The following is a 22,512-nucleotide window of genomic DNA, read 5'->3' as shown; positions in this document are numbered from 1 at the left end:
GTTCGGAGGTATAGAAATGAATCAGCAACCTTTATTAGAGGTGAATAATTTATCCACGCATTTTCATACTGAGCGTGGTGATGTGACGGCAGTTAACAATGTTAGCTTTACAATTAATAAAGGTGAAATTATTGGAATTGTTGGAGAATCCGGATGCGGGAAAAGTGTGATGAGTCAATCTATTTTACGTATATTAGAACATACGGACCCAATTTCTTATAAGGGAGAAGTGCTTTTCGAGGGACAAGATTTGTTAAAGCAACCGCTAAACAAGTTGCAAAAAATTCGCGGTAATGACATATCCATTATATTTCAAGATCCATTATCATCATTAAATCCAGTATATACAATTGGCAACCAAATTATTGAGGTACTACGCCTTCATCGAAAGCTTTCAAAGAAAGAAGCCAAGAGAAAGGCTATCGAATTATTACAATTAACAGGTATTCCTTCGCCTAAGGTTCGCATTAATAATTATCCGCATGAGCTATCAGGAGGCATGCAACAACGTGCTATGATTGCAATAGCACTCGCCTGTGAACCGAAATTACTAATTGCCGATGAGCCGACAACTGCTCTGGACGTAACGATTCAGGCACAAATATTAGAGCTCATTGTTGAAATAAATCAGAAGCTTGGAATGGCTGTTCTCTTTATTACTCATGATTTAGGTGTCGTATCAGAGATTTGTACATCAGTAAAAGTCATGTATTTAGGAGAAATTGTCGAAGAAACAGTGACAGAAAGTTTATTTGAAACGCCGCTTCATCCATATACAAGAGGGTTAATTCAATCGATTCCACGATTGGATGCTAATCGTAACGAAAAGCTTCATGTTATTGATGGTGTCGTACCATCATTAACAAATGTACCGAAATGTTGTCGATTTTCAACTCGTTGTCCATATGTGACAGAGTTATGCCGTACAGAAGAACCACCGATGATAGAAGCGAACGAAAAGCATAAAGTAAAATGTTTTCATTATAAAGAAATTCAGCAGAAGGAAGGGAGAACTCAGTGAGAAACGAACAGCCGATTTTAGAGGTAATCTCCCTTGAAAAAAAATTTCCTGTTTACGGTGCTTTTGGAAAGATTGGTGGCACGAAAGCATATGTTAATGCTGTGAAAAATGTGTCCTTGAAAGTGTATGAAGGTGAAACGTATGGTTTAGTAGGAGAATCCGGTTCAGGGAAAAGTACAACAGGTCGCACGATTCTCGGTTTAACTGAAGCAACTTCCGGACAAGTGCTTTATCAAGGACATAATTTAGTAGAGTTATCAAAAAAAGAGCTGCGAAAATTTAGAAGAGATTTGCAGATGGTTTTTCAGGATCCATTTTCTTCATTGGACCCTAGACAAAAAATAGGTGATTTATTGGAAGAACCGCTCATTATTCACCGTCTAGGAGAGAAAAAGGAACGTCAGCAAAAAGTTTTTCAATTACTAAAAAAAGTAGGGCTACAGCCTGAGCATTATTTTCGATATTCTCATGAATTATCAGGTGGACAACGCCAAAGACTAGGTATTGCACGTGCTCTTATCATGAATCCGAAAATCATCATTTGTGATGAGCCAGTTTCTGCATTGGATGTTTCTATTCAATCGCAGATTTTAAATATTTTAAAGGAATTGCAAGGAGAACTGAAGCTGACTCTATTGTTTATTACTCATGATATAAGTGTAGTTCGTTATATTTCAGATCGTGTTGGGATTATGTATCTAGGTACGATTGTGGAAGAAGGAATGACGGATGACTTGTTTGCACGTCCGCTTCACCCATATACAAAGGCTTTATTTTCAGCTGTACCGGATTTTTTGAAAAAAAGTCTGAAGGAGCGAGTTATTTTAAAAGGAGAAATTCCTTCACCGCTTAACCCGCCTAGCGGCTGCTTATTCCATACCCGCTGTCCATATGCAACTGAGCGTTGTAGAAATGAAATACCAGTAATGAGGGAAGTAGAGTCTGAGCATAGCGTAGCATGCCATTTAGTAGAATAAAGGAGAGAGCAATAAATGACAACTATTATTCATCGTAATAATCAAGCGAAAATTGCAAATCAAGAAGGGGTACAGGTAGTAGGAACTAATGCTCCTAATTTAAACGGCTTAAATCCAAAGGAATTACTTGAAGCTTCAGTAGGCCTTTGTACATCTATCACGTTGCAGAAAATATTGGAGCGTGATGGTCATAAAGTTGATTCATCAACTATCACGATAGACGTTGAAGCATTGAAAGGGGAAAATGTGACAAATCGTTTTACGAACTTTGATATTAAAGTAACGTTACCAGACGAGCTAGATGAAGCGTACAAAAGAAAACTATTAGTATTGGTTGAGCGTGGTTGTACAATAAGCAACACTTTAAAAGGAACAGCAACTGTTGAGTTGCTTGAGGTATCGAAAGCAACAAGTGTAAATATATAGACTAAAAGAAAGTGGAGGGGATGGCATGGTTTTTTCGTCAAAGCAAGAAATTGTAGATTCGATTACAAAGGATATGAAGGAGAATTTTGAAATATCGGTAGACTGGAGACGTCATTTACACCAACATCCTGAATTATCCTTTAAAGAATATAAAACTAAGGAGTTCATTGTTGAGAAATTAAGCGAGTTTGGATTAGAGGTGAAGACAGGAGTTGGAGGCAATGGAGTAATAGCTACCTTACAAGGTGCACAAGAGGGACCGACAATTGCTCTACGTGCAGATTTTGATGCATTACCAATTACTGATTTAAAAGATGTTGCGTATAAATCACAAAATGAGGGTGCCATGCATGCTTGCGGTCACGATGGACATACAGCAGCATTGTTATCAACTGCCAAAATATTAGCTAAATATCGTGATATATTACATGGGAAGATCGTGTTTATTTTTCAGCATGCCGAAGAAACACCACCAGGCGGTGCGAAGTTTATGGTAGAAGATGGTGCCTTAGATGGTGTTGATTATGTATTTGGAGCACATTTAGACTCTTCTAATCCAGTAGGAAATCTATCCATTGGAGATGGATATCGAATGGCTGCTGTCGATAAATTTAAAATTACATTGCAAGGACTAGGTGGACATGGTGCAAGACCTCAAGATTCAATCGATTCCATTGTATTGGGTGGGCAAATTGTAACAGCTCTTCAGCAAGTTGTTAGTCGTAGATTGAATCCATTCGATCCTGCAGTTGTAACAGTCGGCGTGTTTCACGCAGGTAGTGCCTTTAATATTATTGCTGATTCAGCTGTGATAGAAGGAACTGTGCGTACGATGACGAAGAAAGTTCGTGAAAAGGTGCAGGAAGAAATTTATGCTATAGTAAACGGACTGACGGAGGCTGCACATGCACAAGCGACAATTGATTACTTGAATGGGTATCCGGCACTTTATAATCATCCGAAAGAAACCGCAGTACTAAAACAGCTGTTTGAAAAAGTATTCGGTAAAGAGCATATTGGTGAAATGGAACCATCAATGGGTGCTGAAGATTTTGCTTACTATTTAGAAGAACGACCAGGTAGTTTTTTTAAAGTAGGATCAAATAACGGAGATAGTAATACAAAATATCCTCATCATCACCCTAAGTTTGATTTTGATGAGCGCGCTTTACTTGAAATTCAAAAGGCATTTTTGGAAATCGTAGCTTATTATTTAATAACAGAATAATGATACTTGTAAAACTCCGTGGTAAGCTACCACGGAGTTTTATATACTTATAAAATAAAATTCAGTAAAACCATCTAGTAAATATCATAAAGGTGGTTCTTGCTCAATGTATCACATATTATTTTCCTATGTTATAATAAATACTCATCAATAGAAAATATCATTGGATGGAGGCTTTTGTAATGGGTTGTGGTTGTTCTAAATTAAAAGATGGTAAAGCTGTCGTAGACCATGTGAAAAGTAAAGGAAAAGAAAATTTTCCACCAAAAGTAGCTCATAATCTTACTTGTGAATGTGGAGAAACATTTACATTAGAAACGGTAATTATGAACTGCCCGAAATGTGAAATGACATATGCAGTTACACCTTGTGGCTCAGATTCAATAGAAAATATTAAACCAGCAGGTATTAAATACGCATAATATATAGCCTTCTTGCTTATTAGCAAGGAGGCTTTTTAAAAATTTCGAAAAAAGTAAATAAAAAGATTTACAGATAGACAACATCGGAGTATTATAATGTCTAGTTTCATATTTTCGAATCGCTTAATCCGTAAGGAGCGGGGGACCCAATTGTATGGATAGTTTAATCCATTAGGGGTGAATCCTATGTCAAATAGGTAGGGATACTCTATGTCCCGAATCCGACAGCTAACCTCGTAAGCGTTATGAGAGGGGAAGGTGAGGCTTGTGAGACAGCTACGATTAGTCCGCAACGCACTTAACTGTGCCTTGGGGGCTTTTTTGCCTTTATCAGCATCTCCATAGGTAGTAATCATTATATTTAACTTCATTCAATACGGATAAATGCATATTAGGCATATGAGAGAAGTTAATGGATATGTATTGCTTATTAACTAGAATTTTAGTTCAGATGGAGATGTCATTATGTTAATGGGTGTTAAGAAATTTCTAATTGGTCATCCTTTAAAATCAAACGAATTAGGAGATCAGAAACTCAATAAAAAGAAAGCTTTAGCTATTTTATCATCTGATGCATTGTCATCAGTCGCATATGGTCCAGAACAAATATTGATTGTTTTAATGTCAATAAGCGCTGTTGCATATTGGTATTCTATACCGATTGCAGGCTGTGTGTTAGTTTTATTACTTGCGCTCATTTTATCTTATAGACAGATTATTTTTGCTTATTCACATGGCGGTGGAGCTTATGTTGTTTCAAGGGAAAACTTAGGCGTTAATTTTGGCTTAATTGCTGGGGGCTCCTTACTAGTTGATTATATTTTGACGGTTTCTGTAAGTGTATCAGCAGGAACAGATGCGATTACATCGGCATTTCCAAATTTACATCCGTATAAGGTGATAATCGCTTGTATATTAGTTGCCTTATTAACGTTATTAAATTTGCGAGGGATTACGGAGTCAGCTTCAATACTTGCTTATCCCGTATATTTGTTTGTATTAGCCTTATTTATTTTAATAGGTGTCGGTTTATATAAGATTATTACAGGTGATGTATCACCACAATTACATGAATCGCTTGGTACACCAGTTGCGGGAATATCGTTATTTATTTTGCTAAAAGCCTTTGCATCTGGTAGTTCTGCTTTAACGGGCGTTGAAGCTATCTCAAATGCAATTCCAAATTTTAAAGATCCAGCTCCGAAAAACGCTGCAAAAACATTAGTGGCTATGGGTATTTTATTAGCCATCTTATTCACTGGAATTGTTTTCTTAGCGTATTATTATGGCGTGGGTCCTAAGCATGATGAAACAGTTGTTTCACAAATTGCTAGTCAAACATTTGGACGAAATGGAATGTACTTTTTTATTCAAGGAACTACTGCCTTAATACTTGTATTGGCGGCTAATACAGGCTATTCTGCATTTCCGTTACTTGCATATAACCTGGCGAAAGATAATTATTTAGCAAGAATGTTTACAAATCGTGGAGATCGATTAGGTTATTCAAATGGTATCATTTTTCTTGGAATTGCATCCATTCTTCTCATCATTGCATTCCAAGGGCATACAGAAAAACTAATTCCTTTATATGCAGTTGGAGTATTTATTCCATTTACACTCTCACAAACTGGTATGCTAGTGAAATGGATTCGCGAAAAACCAAAGCACTGGCCTGTTAAATTAACGATTAATTTCGTTGGTGCATTAATTAGCTTTACGGTTATGATGATTTTCTTTATCACAAAATTCACTCAAGTTTGGGCAGTGCTGATTTTTCTACCATTGTTGATTTTGGGCTTTCATATGATTAAAAGACATTATGATTCAGTTGGTCCTCAATTACGAATAGATATGGAGAATCCAGCAGTCCCAATTGAAGGAAATGTTATTATTGTGCCAGTGGCTGGTATAACAAAAGTAGTGGAAAACTCATTGAATTATGCTAAATCATTAAATGCTCAAGTCATTGCTGTTCATATATCGTTTGATCGTGATAATGAGAAATGTTTCGAAGAAAAATGGAAAAAATGGCAGCCTGATGTTCGTTTAGTCACAATTCATTCGAGCTATAGAAGTATGGTTCAACCACTCACAAAATTTATTAAGATTGTTGAACGCAAAGCTAATGAAGCGAATCATCGTGTAACTGTATTAATTCCACAGTTCATACCGAATAAAAGCTGGCAAAACGTCCTTCATAATCAATCAAGCTTGATTATCCGGACAGTGCTTCTTTATCAAAAGGATGTCATTGTAACGACTGTACCTTTTCATTTAAAAGAATAAAATATAAATTATTAAAGCTCCAACATTTTCTGTTGGGGCTTTTTTTGTGAAATAAAAATAATAGATGATTCTAAATTATATTATGAAAATTTTAAACATAATTATATAAAAAGCTGTTCATCTATTATGAAATGGTAAGTGTGAAATTTATTACTTTAAAGAGATAGAGGAATAAAGAGAAATAGGACTTATTTCTATTTTTATTCTATCAATTGTTGTAAATATAGGAAAATACAAATACGTCTAAAGTCGGTATTTAAAAGAATACAAAGTTATTTTTGTAAAATTTATTGACGGAAATCAGAGTGATGTATTAATATTCTTTAACATACAGAATATTTAATTAATGTAAAAATAATACTATTGGATTTTGTTAGATTTTTGTTTATCATTAAAAATTTATGATAAAAGTCATCTATGGAAAGGAGTCAAATGTCATGGGTTCAGAACAAGATTTATTAGCTATTCATAACTTACATACAGGTTTTCGTATTAAAGATTCGTTTTACAATGCTGTTGATGATGTATCTCTTTCTTTGAAACAAAATGAGATATTAGCAATAGTTGGAGAATCTGGCTGTGGAAAGAGTACATTAGCAACATCTGTTATTGGATTACATAATCCAAATAATACGAATGTTTCAGGTGAAATCATTTTTAAGGATATGAATTTAGTAGCTCTAAATGATCGGGCTTTTAATACGATTCGGGGTAATGAAATTGGTATGATATTTCAGGATCCTTTGTCAGCATTAAATCCATTGATGAAAATAGCAGATCAAATTGAAGAAGCTTTATTGTACCATACAAATTTAAATAAGGAACAAAGAAAAGAACGCGTACATGAATTATTAAATCAAGTAGGTATAAAGAATGCAAAAAGAGTTGCTAGGCAATACCCTCATGAACTTTCTGGAGGTATGAGGCAAAGAATTATTATTGCAATTGCTCTATCATGTAAACCTTCAATTATAATTGCTGATGAACCTACAACTGCATTAGATGTAACGATTCAAGCGCAAATTTTAGATTTATTGAAAGAATTACAAAAAGAATCAGGAGCAGGCATTTTATTGATTACTCATGATTTGGGCGTAGTAGCAGAAATGGCTGATCGTGTAGCTGTTATGTATGCTGGTCAAATTGTTGAAGAAGCTCCTGTAGTAGAATTGTTTCAAAATCCCCTACATCCATATACGAAATCATTGTTTAAATCTATTCCACAAATGGATAAAGAAGCAGATAAATTACAAATCATTAAAGGTTTAGTTCCATCATTAACGAGTCTACCACGAAAGGGTTGTCGTTTTTCTAATAGAATTCCATGGATTGACTCTTATCATCATGAAGAGATACCAAAATTACATGAAATATCACCAGGGCATTATGTAAGATGTACGTGCTGGAAGCATTTTTACTTCGAAGAGGAAGAGGGGGGCAACTAACATGAGTTTTTTGAAAATTGAAAATTTGTGTGTGCATTATCCAATTCGTGGTGGTTTTTTCAATCGAATAATTGATTATACGTATGCGGTTGATGGAGTAGATATGGAATTTGAAAAAGGTAAAACATACGGCCTAGTCGGAGAGTCTGGATCAGGTAAGTCAACAATTGGAAAAGCTATCATTGGTTTGGAGAAGGTGACATCAGGAAATATTTATTTCGAAGGTGTTAATGTTTCTAACAAACGGCATAAAAGATTGTCCCAATATAGTCGTGACGTTCAAATGATTTTTCAAGATTCTCTTTCGAGTTTTAATCCACGTATGAGAGTTCGTGATATTATCGCTGAGCCGATTCGGAATTTTCTTAATCTAAGCGACCAGGAAGAAAGAAAACGCGTGATTGAATTGCTATCAATTGTTGGTTTGCCTGAGGATGCGCAGTATAAATATCCACATGAATTTTCAGGTGGACAAAGACAGCGCATTGGAATTGCAAGAGCTGTGGCATGCAATCCTAAACTAATTATCGCAGATGAACCTGTTTCTGCATTAGACCTATCTGTACAAGCTCAAGTATTAAACTTCATGAAAGATATTCAGCAAGAATTTGGATTAAGCTATTTATTTATTTCACATGATTTAGGTGTTGTTAAACATATGTGTGATTACATATCTATAATGTATAAAGGTCGATTCGTCGAAACTGGTACACGTAAAGAAATTTATACATCTCCTCAACATATATATACTAAACGTTTATTATCTGCAATTCCTGATATTAATCCATCTGAGCGTATTAATAAACAAAGAAAAAGAAAAGAACTTGAAGCATTATATGCACAAAATGAATCCAATTACTTCGACCAAAATGGTAGAGTATATAATTTGAAACCGGTGACTGAGACGCATTTTGCAGCAATACAAGATACCGAAATGGGAGGTGTCTAATATGTGGAAAGTCATTTTACGTCGATTTCTTCTAATGATTCCACAGTTGTTTGTGTTAAGCTTACTCATTTTTATTATGGCTAAATTCATGCCAGGGGATCCTTTTACAGGATTAATTACACCAGATACCGATCCTTCTAGAATAGAAGAACTTAGACAAGAAGCAGGATTCTACGATCCTTGGTATGTTCAATACTACAATTGGATTTCAAATGCCTTGCAAGGTGATTTTGGAAGAAGTTATACGTTCAAGGTAGATGTAGCAACACTAATTGGTGAACGTGGTATGAATACGTTATGGTTAGCTATTTTAAGCTTCATATTAATTTATATAATTGCTATACCTCTTGGCGTATTAGCAGGACGTTTTCAAAATACATTAGTAGATAAATCGGTTGTGCTGTATAGCTACATAAGTTATGCAATTCCTACATTCGTATTATCGTTGATTTTTTTATATCTTTTAGGATATAAATTTCCGCTATTCCCTACTAGCGGAACAGTTGATGTTGCATATGAACCAGGTACTTATGATTACTTTAAAAGTAAATTTTATCATTTACTTTTACCTGCAATTACTTATGCCTTACTTAGTACGACAACAATCATTCAATATTTGCGATCAGAAATTATCGATGCACAAACACAAGATTATGTTAAGACAGCGAGAAGTAAAGGTATACCGATAAATAAAATTTATAATAAGCATATTTTCAGAAATTCTTTACTTCCAGTAGCAGCATTTATAGGATATACAATGTCAGTTTTACTTGGTGGATCAGTTTTTATTGAAACGATATTTGGTTATCCGGGAATGGGACAACTATTTATTCACTCTATTCAAGCTCGCGATTATAGCGTTATAACAGCTCTAATATTGCTTTTCGGTTTATTAACTTTAATTGGTAGCTTAATATCTGACATTATTATGAGCATTGTAGATCCTAGAATTCGAGTAGATTAATAAATATGGATAGTAAGAGGTGATGAAAATGGATAATCAAACAGAAGTAACTGTAGGAACATCAGTGCAAGCATCAATACCTGAAAGTCCACCTCTTGGATTTCGGGTCATTGCAAGGGAATTTACAAAAGATAAGTTAGCAATGGGTTCACTTATCATGATTATTATTGTGCTATTAGGAGTCTTCATAGGGTCAGCTTTTATAGATCAAGCACAATTAATGAGAGTTAGTTTACTAGATAAATATGCTAAACCAGGAGAAGGGTTTCTTTTGGGAGCTGATCAAGCCGGTCGTGATATATTTGGTCAATTAATAATAGGGGCCCGAAATTCACTTGCGATTGCCATTTCAATCACTGTCATTACAGGTATAGTTGGTGTCGGAATCGGCTTAATTACAGGTTACTTTGGTGGAGTAATTGATAATATCATTATGCGTATTATTGATTTTTTTGCCACATTACCTACTTTAATGCTAATCATCGTATTTGTTACGATTGTGCCTAAATACAATGTAATGACATTTATTCTTATATTGAGTATTTTTTTATGGGTTCCTACTGCACGGTTAGTGCGTAGTAAGGCACTCTCTGAGAGTCGTAGAGATTATGTAAATGCATCAAAAACAATGGGGACTAGTCATGCTTCAATTATTCTTAAAGGGATTATGCCCAATCTCAGTTCAATTCTAATTGTTGAGCTTACATTAAGTTTTGCCGGAAATGTTGGAATTGAAACAGGTTTATCATTCCTAGGATTTGGTTTACCGCCATCTGTTCCTAGCTTAGGCACTTTAGTAAGCTATGCAGTAAATCCCGAGGTATTGTCAACTAAGTTATGGATTTGGTTACCAGCATCATTACTAATTCTAGTATTGATGTTAGGCATAAATTACGTTGGTCAGGCGCTTCGCCGTTCTGCAGACGTTAAACAAAGACGAGGATAAGGGGGAAAAAGTATGAGAAGTAAGAAATGGTCAATTGTAGGGATTTTAGTTGTATTAACGCTACTACTTAGTGCATGTGTTGGTACTAAGAAAAGTGAGCAAGTAAGCAAAGAAGTGAAAGAAGAAGGAGGAGGAATAAAAGAAACATCATTCATGTCGTTTCCTATGCAAACAGACAACAAAGATAAAGCTATAAAAGGTGGCACTTTAAATGTAGCATTAGTTACAGATTCACCTTTCCAAGGAGTTTTTTCTGATACATTATCTGAAGATAATTATGATCAAGAAATTCAGTATTATATGGGTAACTATATTTTTGAAACAGATGGTGACTTCCTTGTTAAAGATGGAGGAATCGCTTCTTTAAATGTGGATACTAAAAATAAAAAAGCGACTATCAAAATCAAAGACGGTGTGAAATGGTCTGATGGAGAACCATTAAAAATTGAGGATTTAATGTATCCGTATTTGATTATCGGTCATAAAGATTATACAGGTGTACGCTATGACGCTGAAAAGCAGAATATTGTAGGAATGACTGAATATCATGACGGTAAAGCAGAATCAATTTCAGGCTTGAAAAAAGTAGATGATAGAACATTAGAAATTTCATTAAAAAAAATAACACCGGGTATATTTACGGGACAAGGTGATGGACTTGTAAATTATGCAGAGCCGTATCATTATTTGAAAGATGTACCTGTTAAGGATTTAATTAAATCAAACAAAATTCGAAAAGCTCCATTATCACTAGGTGCTTTCAAACTTGAGAGAATTGTAAATGGTGAATCTGTACAATTAATAGCTAATGAATATTATTTTAAAGGGAAACCAAAAATTGATAAAGTTGTGATTAAAGTAGTGCCTTCTTCTTCTAGTGTAGCAGCCTTAAAAGCAGGTGAATATGATATAGCGTTAAGTATGCCGACAGATATTTATCAAACGTATAAAGATATAGATAATGTAACAAATTTAGGTCGTCCAGAAATGTCTTATACGTATTTAGGATTTAATTTAGGTAAATATGATAAAACCAAAACTTTATCCATAATGGATGATCATGCGAAAACAAATGATGTTCAACTTCGTCAAGCTATTGCATACGCTTTAAATGTTGAGGAGTTGAATAAACAATTTTATGATGGCTTACGTACTCGTGCAAATTCTATAAATCCTCCTGTTTACAAATCATTCTATGCTGAATCTATTGAAGGTTATAAGTATAATCCTGATAAAGCGAATAAATTACTTGATGAAGCGGGCTATAAAGATATTAATGGCGATGGTATCCGTGAAGGAAAAGATGGCAAACCATTTGAATTAAAATTCGCATTTATGGCTGGTGGAGAAAATGATACAGCAATGGCACAATTCTACATTCAAAATTGGCAGGATGTAGGTTTAAAAGTTTCTTTAACAACAGGTAGACCAATTGAATTCAATAGTTTTTATGATAAAGTCCAAGCAAATGATAAAGATATTGATTTATTCGTTGCAGCATGGGCTACAGATAATAATCCGTCACCAAGTGAAGTGTATTCAAAAGAAGCAGAATATAATTTAACACGTTTTACTAGTCCAAAAATGGATAAGTTAATTGCTGACATCGATTCTGAAAAATCAGTTGAGAGTCAGAAGCATCGTAATGATGCATTCCTGGCATGGGAAAAATATATGGAAGCACAATTACCGGTTGTGCCGCTTCAATTCCGTACACAAATAGTTCCTGTTAATAAGCGAGTTAAAGGTGTAGATATGGAATACGGTATATACCATTATAATTATCAGAATTGGGAACTAACTGCTGAAAAAGCTGTTAAAGCCAGCAAATAACAAAAGCTAATAACAGAAAGCTGAGTAATAAGTAGAGTGATACTTATTTATACTCAGCTTTTTTCATTGATAAATAACCAAAACTTCATCTTCGTATCACAGAAATATCGTTTTTTTATGGTAAAAGTGAAGTATTCGAAATACTTAGGGAGATTTATAATCTTTCAGAAATGAGGTGTTTAACATGGCATTTGTAGAAATAATAGATTGCTATAAAAGATATAAAATGGGAGATACAATTGTTGCAGCCAATAATGGTGTAAACTTTGAAATCGAAAAAGGTGAATTTGTAGTCATAGTGGGACCATCAGGTGCAGGGAAATCGACGGTGTTAAATATCCTTGGAGGTATGGATACTTGTGATGAAGGTCAAGTCATTGTAGATGGGACTGACATAGCGAAGTATAATTCTATTGAATTAACAGGTTATCGTAGGTCGGATGTTGGTTTTGTTTTTCAGTTTTATAATTTAGTTCCGAATTTAACAGCGAAGGAAAATGTTGAGCTTGCTTCACAAATATCAGCTAAAGCATTAGACCCTATTGAAGTCTTACGAGAAGTAGGATTAGCTAATCAGCTTGATAATTTTCCTGCTCAACTTTCTGGGGGAGAACAACAACGGGTTGCAATTGCAAGAGCAGTAGCAAAAAGTCCAAAGTTGTTACTATGTGATGAGCCTACAGGAGCTTTAGATTTTGAAACGGGAAAAGCTGTTTTAAAGTTGTTACATAATATGTGCCGTAATAAAGGGACTACGGTGATTGTTATAACTCATAATCTAGCAATTGCACCAATGGCAGATCGAGTTATAGAAATTAATAATGCTAAGGTTCGTCATGTGAAACTAAATGCTAATCCTACTCCAATTGAAGCTATTGAGTGGTGATTAATATGAAGAAAAAATCGTTATATAAAGATATAAGCCGTGAAATCTGGAATTCAAAGGGAAGATTTTTTTCCATTCTTATTCTAACCATGCTTGGTGTCGCTTTTTTTGTGGGTCTAAAAGCGGTAGGACCAGATATGCTACATACTGCTGATCAATATTATAAGAAATACCATTTAGCTGATGTAGAAGTTTTATCTACATATGGACTAGACGAAAGTGATGAGAAATTATTAAAGAAGGTTTCAGGAGTTCAAACTATTGAATTTGGTTATTCAGCAGATGTATCGCTCAATGATTCTAATTTAGTAGGTAAAGTCTATTCAACTTCAAAAAAGCAAAAAATTAATACGTACCAAATTAATAAAGGGCGTCTTCCATCTGTATCAGGTGAAATTGCAATAGATAATAAGCTTTCTAATCAATTTAAAATTGGTGATACAATTACATTTTCAGAGAATAAGGATCAGAGTTTAAGTGATACATTTCACAAATCCACATATAAAGTTGTGGGATTTGTAACATCAAGTAAATATATTGAAAAAAGCGAGCGTGGCGTAAGTACAATTGGAAAAGGGAAGACGGATGCATTTCTCATCATTCCTGAGCAAGATTTTAAAATGAATGTTTATACAGTTGCAAGTATTGTATTCGATAATACGAGTAATGATGCAGCATATTCGGCTCAATATGAAAAGCAAATTGATAAAAATATTAAAGCGATAGAAAAAGCCTTAAAGAATCAACCACAAGAAAAATTAGCTACTATGAAACAAAAGGCTTTAATAAAAATTAATGAATCAGAAACGAAACTCAATAAAAGCAAACAAGAGCTAGCAAATAATGAGCAACAGCTAGCTAATGCTAAATCCAAGATTTATAAAGCTAGAGAAGAATATCGAAGTGGAGAAACTGAGTTATACAATCAATTACAGGTTGCTGAATCAAAGCTAAATCAAAGCGAAGCACAATTAAACGCTTCTAAAAAAGAATTAGATGAAGCTCCTAGTAGAATAGCAAATGGTAAAAAAGCGATAGCTGAAGGACAAGCTAAAATTAAAGAAGCAGAACAAGTATTAGATACAAAACAAAAACAGTTGGATGCACAGAGACAGCAACTCGAACAACTTGGTTTATTACATGGTGACAACCTGGCTAAAATTAAGGCTGCTCAAGCACAATTAACGCTTGAAAGGAACAAGCTTCTAGGTGCGAAACAACAATTAGCTAATCAAGAAGTGGAAATAAGACAAGCTGAGAATGCATTAAAGATTGGAACTGAAAAGTATAAAGAAGGTAAAGCACAATTAGCTGCGGGAAGAGAACAATATGAAACAGAAAAAGAGAAAGGAATGCAAGAATTAGCTAATGTCAAAGCAAAAATTGATGCAAGTGAACAAGAATATGAAAAAAGTCTTGCACTATTTCAAAAAGAAAAGCCAAAGGCAGAGAGAAGAATAGCCGATGCTGAAGAAAAAATTGTACAAGCAAAAGCTGATGTTGCAAAGTTAGAGTTACCTAAATATTATGTGAATGACCGTTCTAATAATCCAAGATATACGGATTTTAAAGATAACGCAAATCGTATCACATCACTTGCTTCCATCTTTCCTGTGCTGTTCTTTTTAATAGCAGCACTAGTTTGCTTAACAACAATGACAAGAATGGTAGATGAGCAACGTACACAAATAGGATTGTTAAAAGGACTTGGGTATCATAATAAAGATATTATATCTAAATACTTTATTTATGGTTCTTTGGCGTCTGTTATTGGCTCAATCTTTGGATTGCTTATCGGTTTACAGCTTTTTACTAGAATCATATATAATGCGTATTTAACGATGTTTGATATGCCGAAATTAACCATTTTATTTGATTTTAAAACGATCTTACTGGCTGTTATTGTAGCATTACTGTGTACAAGTGTTACTGCGTATGTTGCTACAAAATCCATTTTACGGTCAAATGCGGCAACCCTTATGCGTCCAAAAGCACCTAAAAATGGTCAACGAATACTATTAGAAAAAGTAGGATTCATTTGGAAGCGTCTTAATTTTACTAGTAAAGTTACAGCAAGAAATCTATTTCGTTATAAGAAACGAATGTTTATGACCATTATCGGCGTTGCAGGTTGTACCGCATTAATGTTTACAGGATATGGGTTAAGAGATACGATACAAGACTTGGTTCCGCTACAATATAATGAAATTATGAAATATGATGCAGCGGTTTTATTATCAAATGATATAGATACACCTCATAAAAAGTCATATGATCAATTAATAGAAAGTAATAAAAATGTATCTTCGAAAACCAGTGTATTTCAAGCAAATATGACAGCAGTGAAAAAAGGTGTCAACAATCAAGAAGTAACTATTATGGTACCTGAGAAAAAAGAAGAGCTAAATACTTTCATTACACTACGTCATATGGACAATAAAAAATCAGTGCACGTTCCAAATGAAGGAGCGGTTCTTTCTAAAAAATTAGCTTCTTTATATGGTGTTAATCCTGGAGACACTTTAATTGTAAAAAATAGTGATGATGAACAAATTAAAGTCAAAGTCAAGGATATAGTAGAGATGTATGCAGGACATTTTATTTTTGTGTCACCAACATACTACCAATCCATTTTCGGTGATAAGCCAATCTATAATGTAGAGTTATTAAAATTGAAAAACACAAAGGCAGATTGGCAAGATAATTTTGCAGAGCAATTAATGAATAATAGCGGAATACTTGCCGTTAGTTATACGAATACATTTAGCAATTTGTTACAAGATACGATGGATAGTTTAAATGTTGTTGTTATTGTGTTAATCGTATGTGCAGCATTACTTGCATTTGTTGTTCTATATAACTTATCTAATATAAATGTGTCTGAACGAATTCGGGAACTTTCAACAATTAAAGTGTTGGGATTTTACCCAAAAGAAGTAACGATGTATGTGTATCGAGAGAATATCATTCTCACGATATTAGGAATTGGCTTAGGATTTGTTTTAGGTAATGCGCTACTTCAAATTGTCATTACAACAGTTGAAGTAGATGAAGTGATGTTTAGTCATGTAGTACATTGGACAAGTTATGTTTATTCGGCAATATTGACAATCATTTTCTCTTTATTAGTTATGTTAGTAATGCATATAAAGCTTAAGAGAGTGGATATGATTGAAGCATTGAAATCAGTAGAGTGATAATAGAAAGTTGAGTGATAAATTGAAATCATTCAGCTTTTTATTATTTAACAATAGTAGTATTTCTTATTATGCTGGATCCCTTTTTGTGCAACAATCTGGGAAGTATAGTCCAATAAGGTTAAAACATACTAAAGGTAAGATAACTAAAAAATTGAAAGAAGTGTTAAATTTGAAACAACTGATTATGGTGATATATGTTTCTTCAATTTTTATGCTGTGCCCGATATATTCAAAGGCGGCAACAACGCCTTGTAGTATGGTTTTGGAACCAATTGATAAAAAACTTACGAATGCGAAAGGCTCAGCTTTAATTTATAAAGTTCAGTTACGCCCACCGAGTTTTGCACGAACAAATATAAGTATTCTTGGTGTACATCTTCCAGAACCCTCTTCTTATGGAAATTACGATAGTTATGAAGGTTTTGCATTTATACCAAATGAGATAAGTTGGCGTTTCAGACTTTATCCATCTCCGGAAGAAGATAGTCCAACTTGGGCTGGAAGATTTGATGAAATAACAGCGAAAATGAAAAATGTAGAAGTACAGGTGCGACTTTCTAATTTAAAAACCGAAAAATTAGGTCCAAGTGTATTAAGCGGTAAAATGAAATATTGTAAGTAGTAACATTCTATAAAACTCTTAGGAGCGTTTTTTCTTCATTAGAATTGTTTTATATGTTAAAATATTATCAAACACAAGATAAGGTGGTGAAGTCATTCGGCATAGCAGTAGTTTGTCAATCAAAAACTATGTTATGACTGGAGAAGAGTCTAACAATCATTTAACTGTATACTAAAAACATTTTGCATTTTCTTCCTGTAAAAGGAGGTTTAAATGTTTACTTTAGTATGCGTTATTGTTGTTATACTCTTCGGAAATGACTTAGCTTTTTTAACCGTAGAGTATAACTCTACGGTTTTTTTGTGTTTTCAACCAAAGAGGAGGAATTAATATGATAAACGAGTTATTTAAACAAATGCGAACACCAGAAGTGTTTAAACCATCTGAAAAGGTATTTTGGCAAGATGCTCATATAGCCAACTATTTATTGGCTGCCCATCTTGACTCAAATTTCGAAGGGGCTAGCCGAAACCCATTCTTTATTGACAAATCTGCTGATTTTATAACGAATCTAGTTGCTGATCCACAAGGTCAAAAAATGATTGATTTTGGTTGTGGACCAGGTTTATATTGTGAACGTCTCTATAAAAAGGGATTTGAAGTTACAGGAGTAGATTTCTCTGAGAATTCTATCCTTTATGCGAAAGAAAAAGCAATGAGTCAAGGGCTACCTATTGAATATCGATATGAAAATTACTTGCAGCTAAAGGATCAAAATCAATATGATATGGCCATCTTTATATATTGTGATTATGGAGCACTGAGTAAAAATGCACGTCGGCAAATACTACAAAATATTTGGTCTAGTTTAAAAAAAGGTGGACAATTATTTTTTGATGTTTTTACCGAAAATAAATACGAATCATTCTCTGAAGGAAAACAATGGAGTTTTAATGAAGATGGAGGGTTTTGGTCTCCACTTCCTCACATCGAATTAAATCATAATGTAAAGTATGATAACTATATTACATTGGAACAAACAGTAGTATTAAATGAAGAAATGTCAGATGTCTATTACATTTGGAACCAATATTTCACAAAAGAAATGATTATATCAGAAGTAACAGAAGCAGGTTTTACCGTAAAAGATATTTTTAGTGATGTGACAGGTAAGAAGTACTCCGATAAAAGTGATACTTTAGCAATACTGTTAGAAAAATAAATAATTGTTATTGAAGTAAGGGATGCTTGAGCAGAAGAGAAAGGCTGTCATTTAGCCGTTTTTTTTGTTTTGAACATTGAGGGAGTTTAGTTTAATAAAGAACGAGAGCTTGCTTAATTTATACAATATTACAAATAAAACATATTGCATTATAATATAGTAGAGGTGGCTTTAAATGAAGAGTTGCATTGAATTGACTGGGATAGTTAAGAAACCATACTAATTTAACAGGAGGATTTTACATGACTATTCCAGATAAACAAATATATCCCCGTACAGGAGATAAAGAAACTATTTATTTAAAAAATGTAATTACTAATCCGAATATAATAGTTGGCGATTACACAATGTATAACGATTCTGTAAATGATCCAACATTATTTGAAAAGAACAATGTATTATATCATTACCCTATAAATCAGGATAAACTTATAATTGGAAAGTTTTGCTCATTGACTTGAGGTATCCGATTTCTTTTTAATAGCGCCAATCATACTATGACATCATTATCCACATATCCGTTTCCTCTTTTCTTTGAAGAATGGGATTTAGACTCTAAAGATGTCGCTACTTCTTGGGACAATAAAGGAGATATCATTATTGGAAATGATGTATGGATAGGCTATGAGGCTGTTATTTTGGCTGGTGTTACTATAGGAGATGGGGCAATTATTGGATCTCGTGCATTGGTTACAAAAGATGTTCCACCATATACTATTGTCGGAGGAATGCCTGCAAAACCAATAAGAAAACGATTTTCAGAGCAAACTATTTCTTCATTACTCGAAATAAAGTGGTGGAATTGGTCGAAAGAAAAAATTTCAAGAAATATTAGTGCGATTCAATTTGGTAGTATAGAACAACTAAAATAAAGTTAGCTACTCCAGCCAGACTGTGAATAAATGTACTTAAATCATTGTGTGCAATTGCGTAAGGGGAAATTTGTAATTTAGGCAACGTTGAAATAGGAATGCTTCATATATCTAATCTAGAAAAAGGAACATTTATTTACTTTGCTAGAGGTTTAGCAAACTCGATTGACATAACTATAAGTGATGGTATGGTGAAGCAAATTTTGTCTGCTGGAGAATATGTAGTATGTAGAGTTGACGTAGAGTCCTTTGAAGAACTTGTTACAACACCCTTAAATCAAGCAAATAAGTATCATTGTATTAACTATATAAGTTTATAAAGTATCGTCATTTGTTGTACAAGAGAAAAGGATAGATGAACAGGGAAGTATACCTGTTTACATCTATCCTTTTTTTATTATACAATGGTGATATTTTCAAACCCTTGGATTTCCGCCAGGTTTTTTAACTCTAACATTTCGCTTTTTGTCGGTGTTCGCGAGTTGGAAAGAGGACCTCGAACACCATGATTACGGAAAGAGATTAGTTTTAATGGAATGTCTTTTTTTCTCTCTTTAATGATGCTAGCAATGCCCTCTATGGCATCATTAGCATCAACATAATCAGGGACATAAACAATACGGATTTCCTTTAATAAATCATGATTGGCCAAGTATTTTAAATTCTTTTTCACTATTTTATTAGAAGAAGCTTTTGTCAGACGCTGATAGACTTTCACGTCCCATGCTTTTATATCAAGCATAACTCCGTTTGTAACTTTCATTAACTCTGGATACTTCTGCAAATCAACCATTCCATTTGAATCCATTAAACAAGTTAAAGATGCTTTTTGTGCGAGCTGAAATAACTCTGTTAGAAACTGAGGATATAAACTGCATTCACCACCTGAAACAGTAATTCCGCGAATAAAAGGAATGTTTTTTTGAATTTCCCCCATAAGTTCACTTGCTGTCATTGTGTTCACTTTTGGTGAGGCATTATTAGGACAGTTCTGTATACAAGTATCACAATGAATGCATAGTTCTTTATTCCATACAACTTTACCGGATTCTATCATTAGTGCACCGGTTGAACACTTTTTTACACATGCGCCACAATGGCGGCACATTTTTTGCGTTTCTGGATTATGACAATACAAACAGCCGATATTACATTGTTGTAGAAAAACAGCTGTTCGTGCACCAGGCCCATCAACGGTGCTTATTGGTATGATTCGATTAATAGGAGATTCATTTGATTTTTTTAGTACATTCATTAGTCAATCCTCCGAAGCATTAAATCATTCGCACTTTTCGTTCAGCTAATTTATTAACTTCATAGGTTGGTGCTCCCAAATGCGTCGTATTTTGTAAAACTGCTTCATCCATATTATATTTTTCTATTTCACTGCGTTTAACAAGATATCCAGTGATGCGGACTAAATCAGAATCTGCAGCGTAGAAGCTCATATAGTGGACGCCTTGCATAAATGCACCTTTCACTACATCTAGCAAGGAAGCTGGATTTTGCTCTACATTGGTTGCAATAGGGAAAATGTCACCCACTCCAGATGGAAAGTATTTATGATAGCGAGCGGAATGTGTCAAGTGATCGATAAAGCTCTCAGGTTCCTCTCCAACAGGAATACGGACACCTGAGGTAACGCCAATATCAGATTCTAATCCCACCTGTGCGTGCAGTACGAATTTTCCGTCTGTCAACGGAGAGTAAAGGGCAGTCAACCCTTGGACTTGAACATGAACAGTATCCATAATTTTATTCGCCAATTGATCCGCTTCTAAATCTCGGCCATATTTCAAATCCTTGTCTTTCAGTAATGTATTTACACATTCTGCTAAACCAGTTATTCCAAACATTGCAACAAAGCGATCCTTTGAAATTAAACCTTCTTTTACTAAGAAATTAGATTCAAAGAAGCCAGATTCTTCAACAAGAAAACGTATGCGTTCATTTAAGTAATCACCCATGCAAGAAATACTATCTGGAAGTAACTCATCCATAAATTGCTCTAGGCTATCTGCTTCTAGTGCTAGTTTAGTCAGTGTTAATCTAACCAGAGTATAGGCTCCACCACTTACTGGTAAAATGTTATAGCAACTAGAAATTCCATATTCTCCTTCGTAGTACTCTTTATTAGCCTTATGATTACAAATAGCTGGATTAGAAGAGATAAGAGAGCACTTAATAGCTTCTTCTGCAAAAGCATCTGAAGTAATATCTGGGTCATATTTAATTGTAAAGTTAGGAACAGCGTTCTGTAGTTCTTTCTCCACCTTCAGTAATAATCGTCCTGCTCGTGTTTCTTCAGGACCAATATTAGCATGGCAGAAAGAATCCGTAATGGTTCGATCTAAGTATGTTAAAAACAACTTCAGCTTTTTACAAACCTCTTCATCTGAGTAATTATCTAAAAATGGATCTATCATCTTATCTAAATTACCTAAATAAACTGGAAAATTAGTGATGGAAGGCACATGTCGATAAAGAATCATTAAGCTTGTAAGTAATTCATCTAAATCTGTAGGCGGATTGATTTGTAAAAAGTCACTTCCATTTTTGATAAAGCGATTATAATCGGGCATGATATACCTTGGTCTATATGGAGCATGTCCTTCGAATAAATCATTAATGGATCCGTTTTCGAAGAATAATTTTGTTTTTTGAGGGATCTTCAATATATCCAAACCATTTTCAGCTATTCTAGCTAGATTCATCAGTTTCTGTTCATGTGTTAATTTGGTAGATGTTAGTACATCATAAGCTGCTTTTTTATCAAACATCTAAATTCTCTCCTTTGAGTTCGTGTAGTAGGTCTATCATGTTGTTTAGAAGATTAATTGAAAATGAAAGTTATCAAAGAAATATAACTTGTGAAAAATTCACGGTAATTATTATTTGTAAACTATTGAATGTAATTGGAATATTGTTTATTCAAATTACAAATCATTATATTGATATACCAATAGGAAATACGTTCAGTGTAACATATCCATTTTTCGTTATGTTAAATTCCACAATATTGTCACGAACCTTTGAGGGTGTATGAACTTAGTTTATTTAGAGGTACTTTAAACATTTAATTTACACTCACTTGTCTCTACTAATATATCTCTTTTTTTGATGAAGATTACGTGCTTCGAAGAAAAACTGGTTATCTCATGAATACTATGTATTTGGTACAAAAATATCTAAGGCTTTCATATGCATTAACTAAATTCTCAATGTTTTTTACTGAAGTATATAATTATTCAACGAACAAAGTTGTAAAAC

At 34.0% G+C, this 22,512-nt stretch carries 19 protein-coding genes, 1 pseudogene and 1 riboswitch; of the genes and pseudogenes, 18 read left to right on the top strand and 2 right to left on the bottom strand.

The genetic code is table 11. The features are described from left to right. Positions 1 to 16 precede the first annotated feature (16 nt). From TX86_RS08935 to TX86_RS08855, 18 genes and pseudogenes are all read left to right on the top strand, one after another. Positions 17 to 1,021: an ABC transporter ATP-binding protein gene (locus TX86_RS08935; protein ID WP_042348155.1), complete on the top strand. Its 1,005-nt coding sequence runs from the start codon at positions 17 to 19 to the stop codon at positions 1,019 to 1,021. Beyond that, a complete protein-coding gene (locus TX86_RS08930) occupies positions 1,018 to 1,998 on the top strand; it encodes an ABC transporter ATP-binding protein (RefSeq protein WP_042348153.1) in 981 nt (326 codons plus the stop codon). Before TX86_RS08935 ends, TX86_RS08930 begins: the two co-directional genes overlap by 4 nt. A 15-nt stretch (positions 1,999 to 2,013) precedes the next feature. Further along, the gene (locus TX86_RS08925) at positions 2,014 to 2,424 is read left to right on the top strand and encodes an OsmC family protein (protein WP_042348151.1); all 411 of its coding nucleotides are present in this window, start codon (positions 2,014 to 2,016) and stop codon (positions 2,422 to 2,424) included. 25 nt (positions 2,425 to 2,449) lie between these two features. Continuing rightward, positions 2,450 to 3,652 carry a M20 metallopeptidase family protein gene (locus TX86_RS08920; protein ID WP_195892879.1) on the top strand — a complete coding sequence of 401 codons (1,203 nt, stop codon included), beginning with the start codon at positions 2,450 to 2,452 and terminating at the stop codon, positions 3,650 to 3,652. A gap of 182 nt (positions 3,653 to 3,834) precedes the next feature. Further along, positions 3,835 to 4,074 (top strand): hypothetical protein, encoded by a 240-nt coding sequence (locus TX86_RS08915; protein WP_042348148.1) that lies wholly within the window; start codon positions 3,835 to 3,837, stop codon positions 4,072 to 4,074. 110 nt (positions 4,075 to 4,184) lie between these two features. Then, positions 4,185 to 4,333, top strand: a riboswitch (cyclic di-AMP (ydaO/yuaA leader). 206 nt (positions 4,334 to 4,539) lie between these two features. Next, entirely contained in the window at positions 4,540 to 6,363 is a 1,824-nt protein-coding gene (kimA, locus tag TX86_RS08910) for a potassium transporter KimA (RefSeq protein WP_042348146.1), read from the top strand. Between the two features lie 437 nt (positions 6,364 to 6,800). Beyond that, positions 6,801 to 7,808, top strand: coding sequence for an ABC transporter ATP-binding protein (locus TX86_RS08905; protein ID WP_042348144.1), 1,008 nt, complete (start codon positions 6,801 to 6,803; stop codon positions 7,806 to 7,808). A gap of 1 nt (position 7,809) precedes the next feature. After that, complete coding sequence (locus tag TX86_RS08900; protein ID WP_042348143.1) at positions 7,810 to 8,757, top strand: ABC transporter ATP-binding protein; 948 nt, start codon at positions 7,810 to 7,812, stop codon at positions 8,755 to 8,757. A 1-nt stretch (position 8,758) separates the two neighbouring features. After that, positions 8,759 to 9,721, top strand: coding sequence for an oligopeptide ABC transporter permease (opp4B, locus tag TX86_RS08895; protein ID WP_042348142.1), 963 nt, complete (start codon positions 8,759 to 8,761; stop codon positions 9,719 to 9,721). 28 nt (positions 9,722 to 9,749) lie between these two features. Beyond that, a complete protein-coding gene (locus TX86_RS08890) occupies positions 9,750 to 10,667 on the top strand; it encodes an ABC transporter permease (RefSeq protein WP_042348139.1) in 918 nt (305 codons plus the stop codon). Between the two features lie 12 nt (positions 10,668 to 10,679). Then, a complete protein-coding gene (locus tag TX86_RS08885; RefSeq protein WP_042348137.1) occupies positions 10,680 to 12,500 on the top strand; it encodes an oligopeptide ABC transporter substrate-binding protein in 1,821 nt (606 codons plus the stop codon). A 184-nt stretch (positions 12,501 to 12,684) separates the two neighbouring features. Beyond that, positions 12,685 to 13,386 carry an ABC transporter ATP-binding protein gene (locus TX86_RS08880; protein ID WP_042348134.1) on the top strand — a complete coding sequence of 234 codons (702 nt, stop codon included), beginning with the start codon at positions 12,685 to 12,687 and terminating at the stop codon, positions 13,384 to 13,386. 5 nt (positions 13,387 to 13,391) lie between these two features. Continuing rightward, a complete protein-coding gene (locus TX86_RS08875; protein ID WP_042348132.1) occupies positions 13,392 to 16,583 on the top strand; it encodes an FtsX-like permease family protein in 3,192 nt (1,063 codons plus the stop codon). A 172-nt stretch (positions 16,584 to 16,755) separates the two neighbouring features. After that, positions 16,756 to 17,208 carry a YoqH family protein gene (locus TX86_RS08870; protein ID WP_042350333.1) on the top strand — a complete coding sequence of 151 codons (453 nt, stop codon included), beginning with the start codon at positions 16,756 to 16,758 and terminating at the stop codon, positions 17,206 to 17,208. Between the two features lie 331 nt (positions 17,209 to 17,539). Continuing rightward, entirely contained in the window at positions 17,540 to 18,370 is an 831-nt protein-coding gene (locus tag TX86_RS08865) for a class I SAM-dependent methyltransferase (protein WP_042348131.1), read from the top strand. Positions 18,371 to 18,612: 242 nt separating this feature from the next. Next, complete coding sequence (locus TX86_RS27815) at positions 18,613 to 18,831, top strand: hypothetical protein (RefSeq protein WP_268258243.1); 219 nt, start codon at positions 18,613 to 18,615, stop codon at positions 18,829 to 18,831. Positions 18,832 to 18,957: 126 nt separating this feature from the next. Further along, positions 18,958 to 19,242 (top strand): annotated as a pseudogene (locus TX86_RS27810) (CatB-related O-acetyltransferase); the annotation flags it as partial. A 98-nt stretch (positions 19,243 to 19,340) separates the two neighbouring features. Continuing rightward, positions 19,341 to 19,562, top strand: a complete 222-nt coding sequence (locus TX86_RS08855) for a hypothetical protein (protein ID WP_042348128.1) — start codon at positions 19,341 to 19,343, stop codon at positions 19,560 to 19,562. A 77-nt stretch (positions 19,563 to 19,639) separates the two neighbouring features. On the opposite strand, the gene TX86_RS08850 is transcribed toward TX86_RS08855, so the two are convergent. Then, positions 19,640 to 20,497: a YjjW family glycine radical enzyme activase gene (locus TX86_RS08850; protein ID WP_042348125.1), complete on the bottom strand. Its 858-nt coding sequence runs from the start codon at positions 20,495 to 20,497 to the stop codon at positions 19,640 to 19,642. Positions 20,498 to 20,516: 19 nt separating this feature from the next. Beyond that, positions 20,517 to 22,022 carry a YjjI family glycine radical enzyme gene (locus TX86_RS08845; RefSeq protein WP_042348124.1) on the bottom strand — a complete coding sequence of 502 codons (1,506 nt, stop codon included), beginning with the start codon at positions 22,020 to 22,022 and terminating at the stop codon, positions 20,517 to 20,519. Between the last annotated feature and the right edge of the window lie 490 nt (positions 22,023 to 22,512).

The sequence above is a fragment of the Bacillus massiliigorillae genome (assembly GCF_000380245.2).
Classification (GTDB): Bacteria; Bacillota; Bacilli; order Bacillales; family DSM-1321; genus Bacillus_AD; species Bacillus_AD massiliigorillae.
The sequence above is the reverse complement of the archived record's forward strand: the minus strand, read 5'-3'. Positions and strand labels throughout refer to the sequence as shown.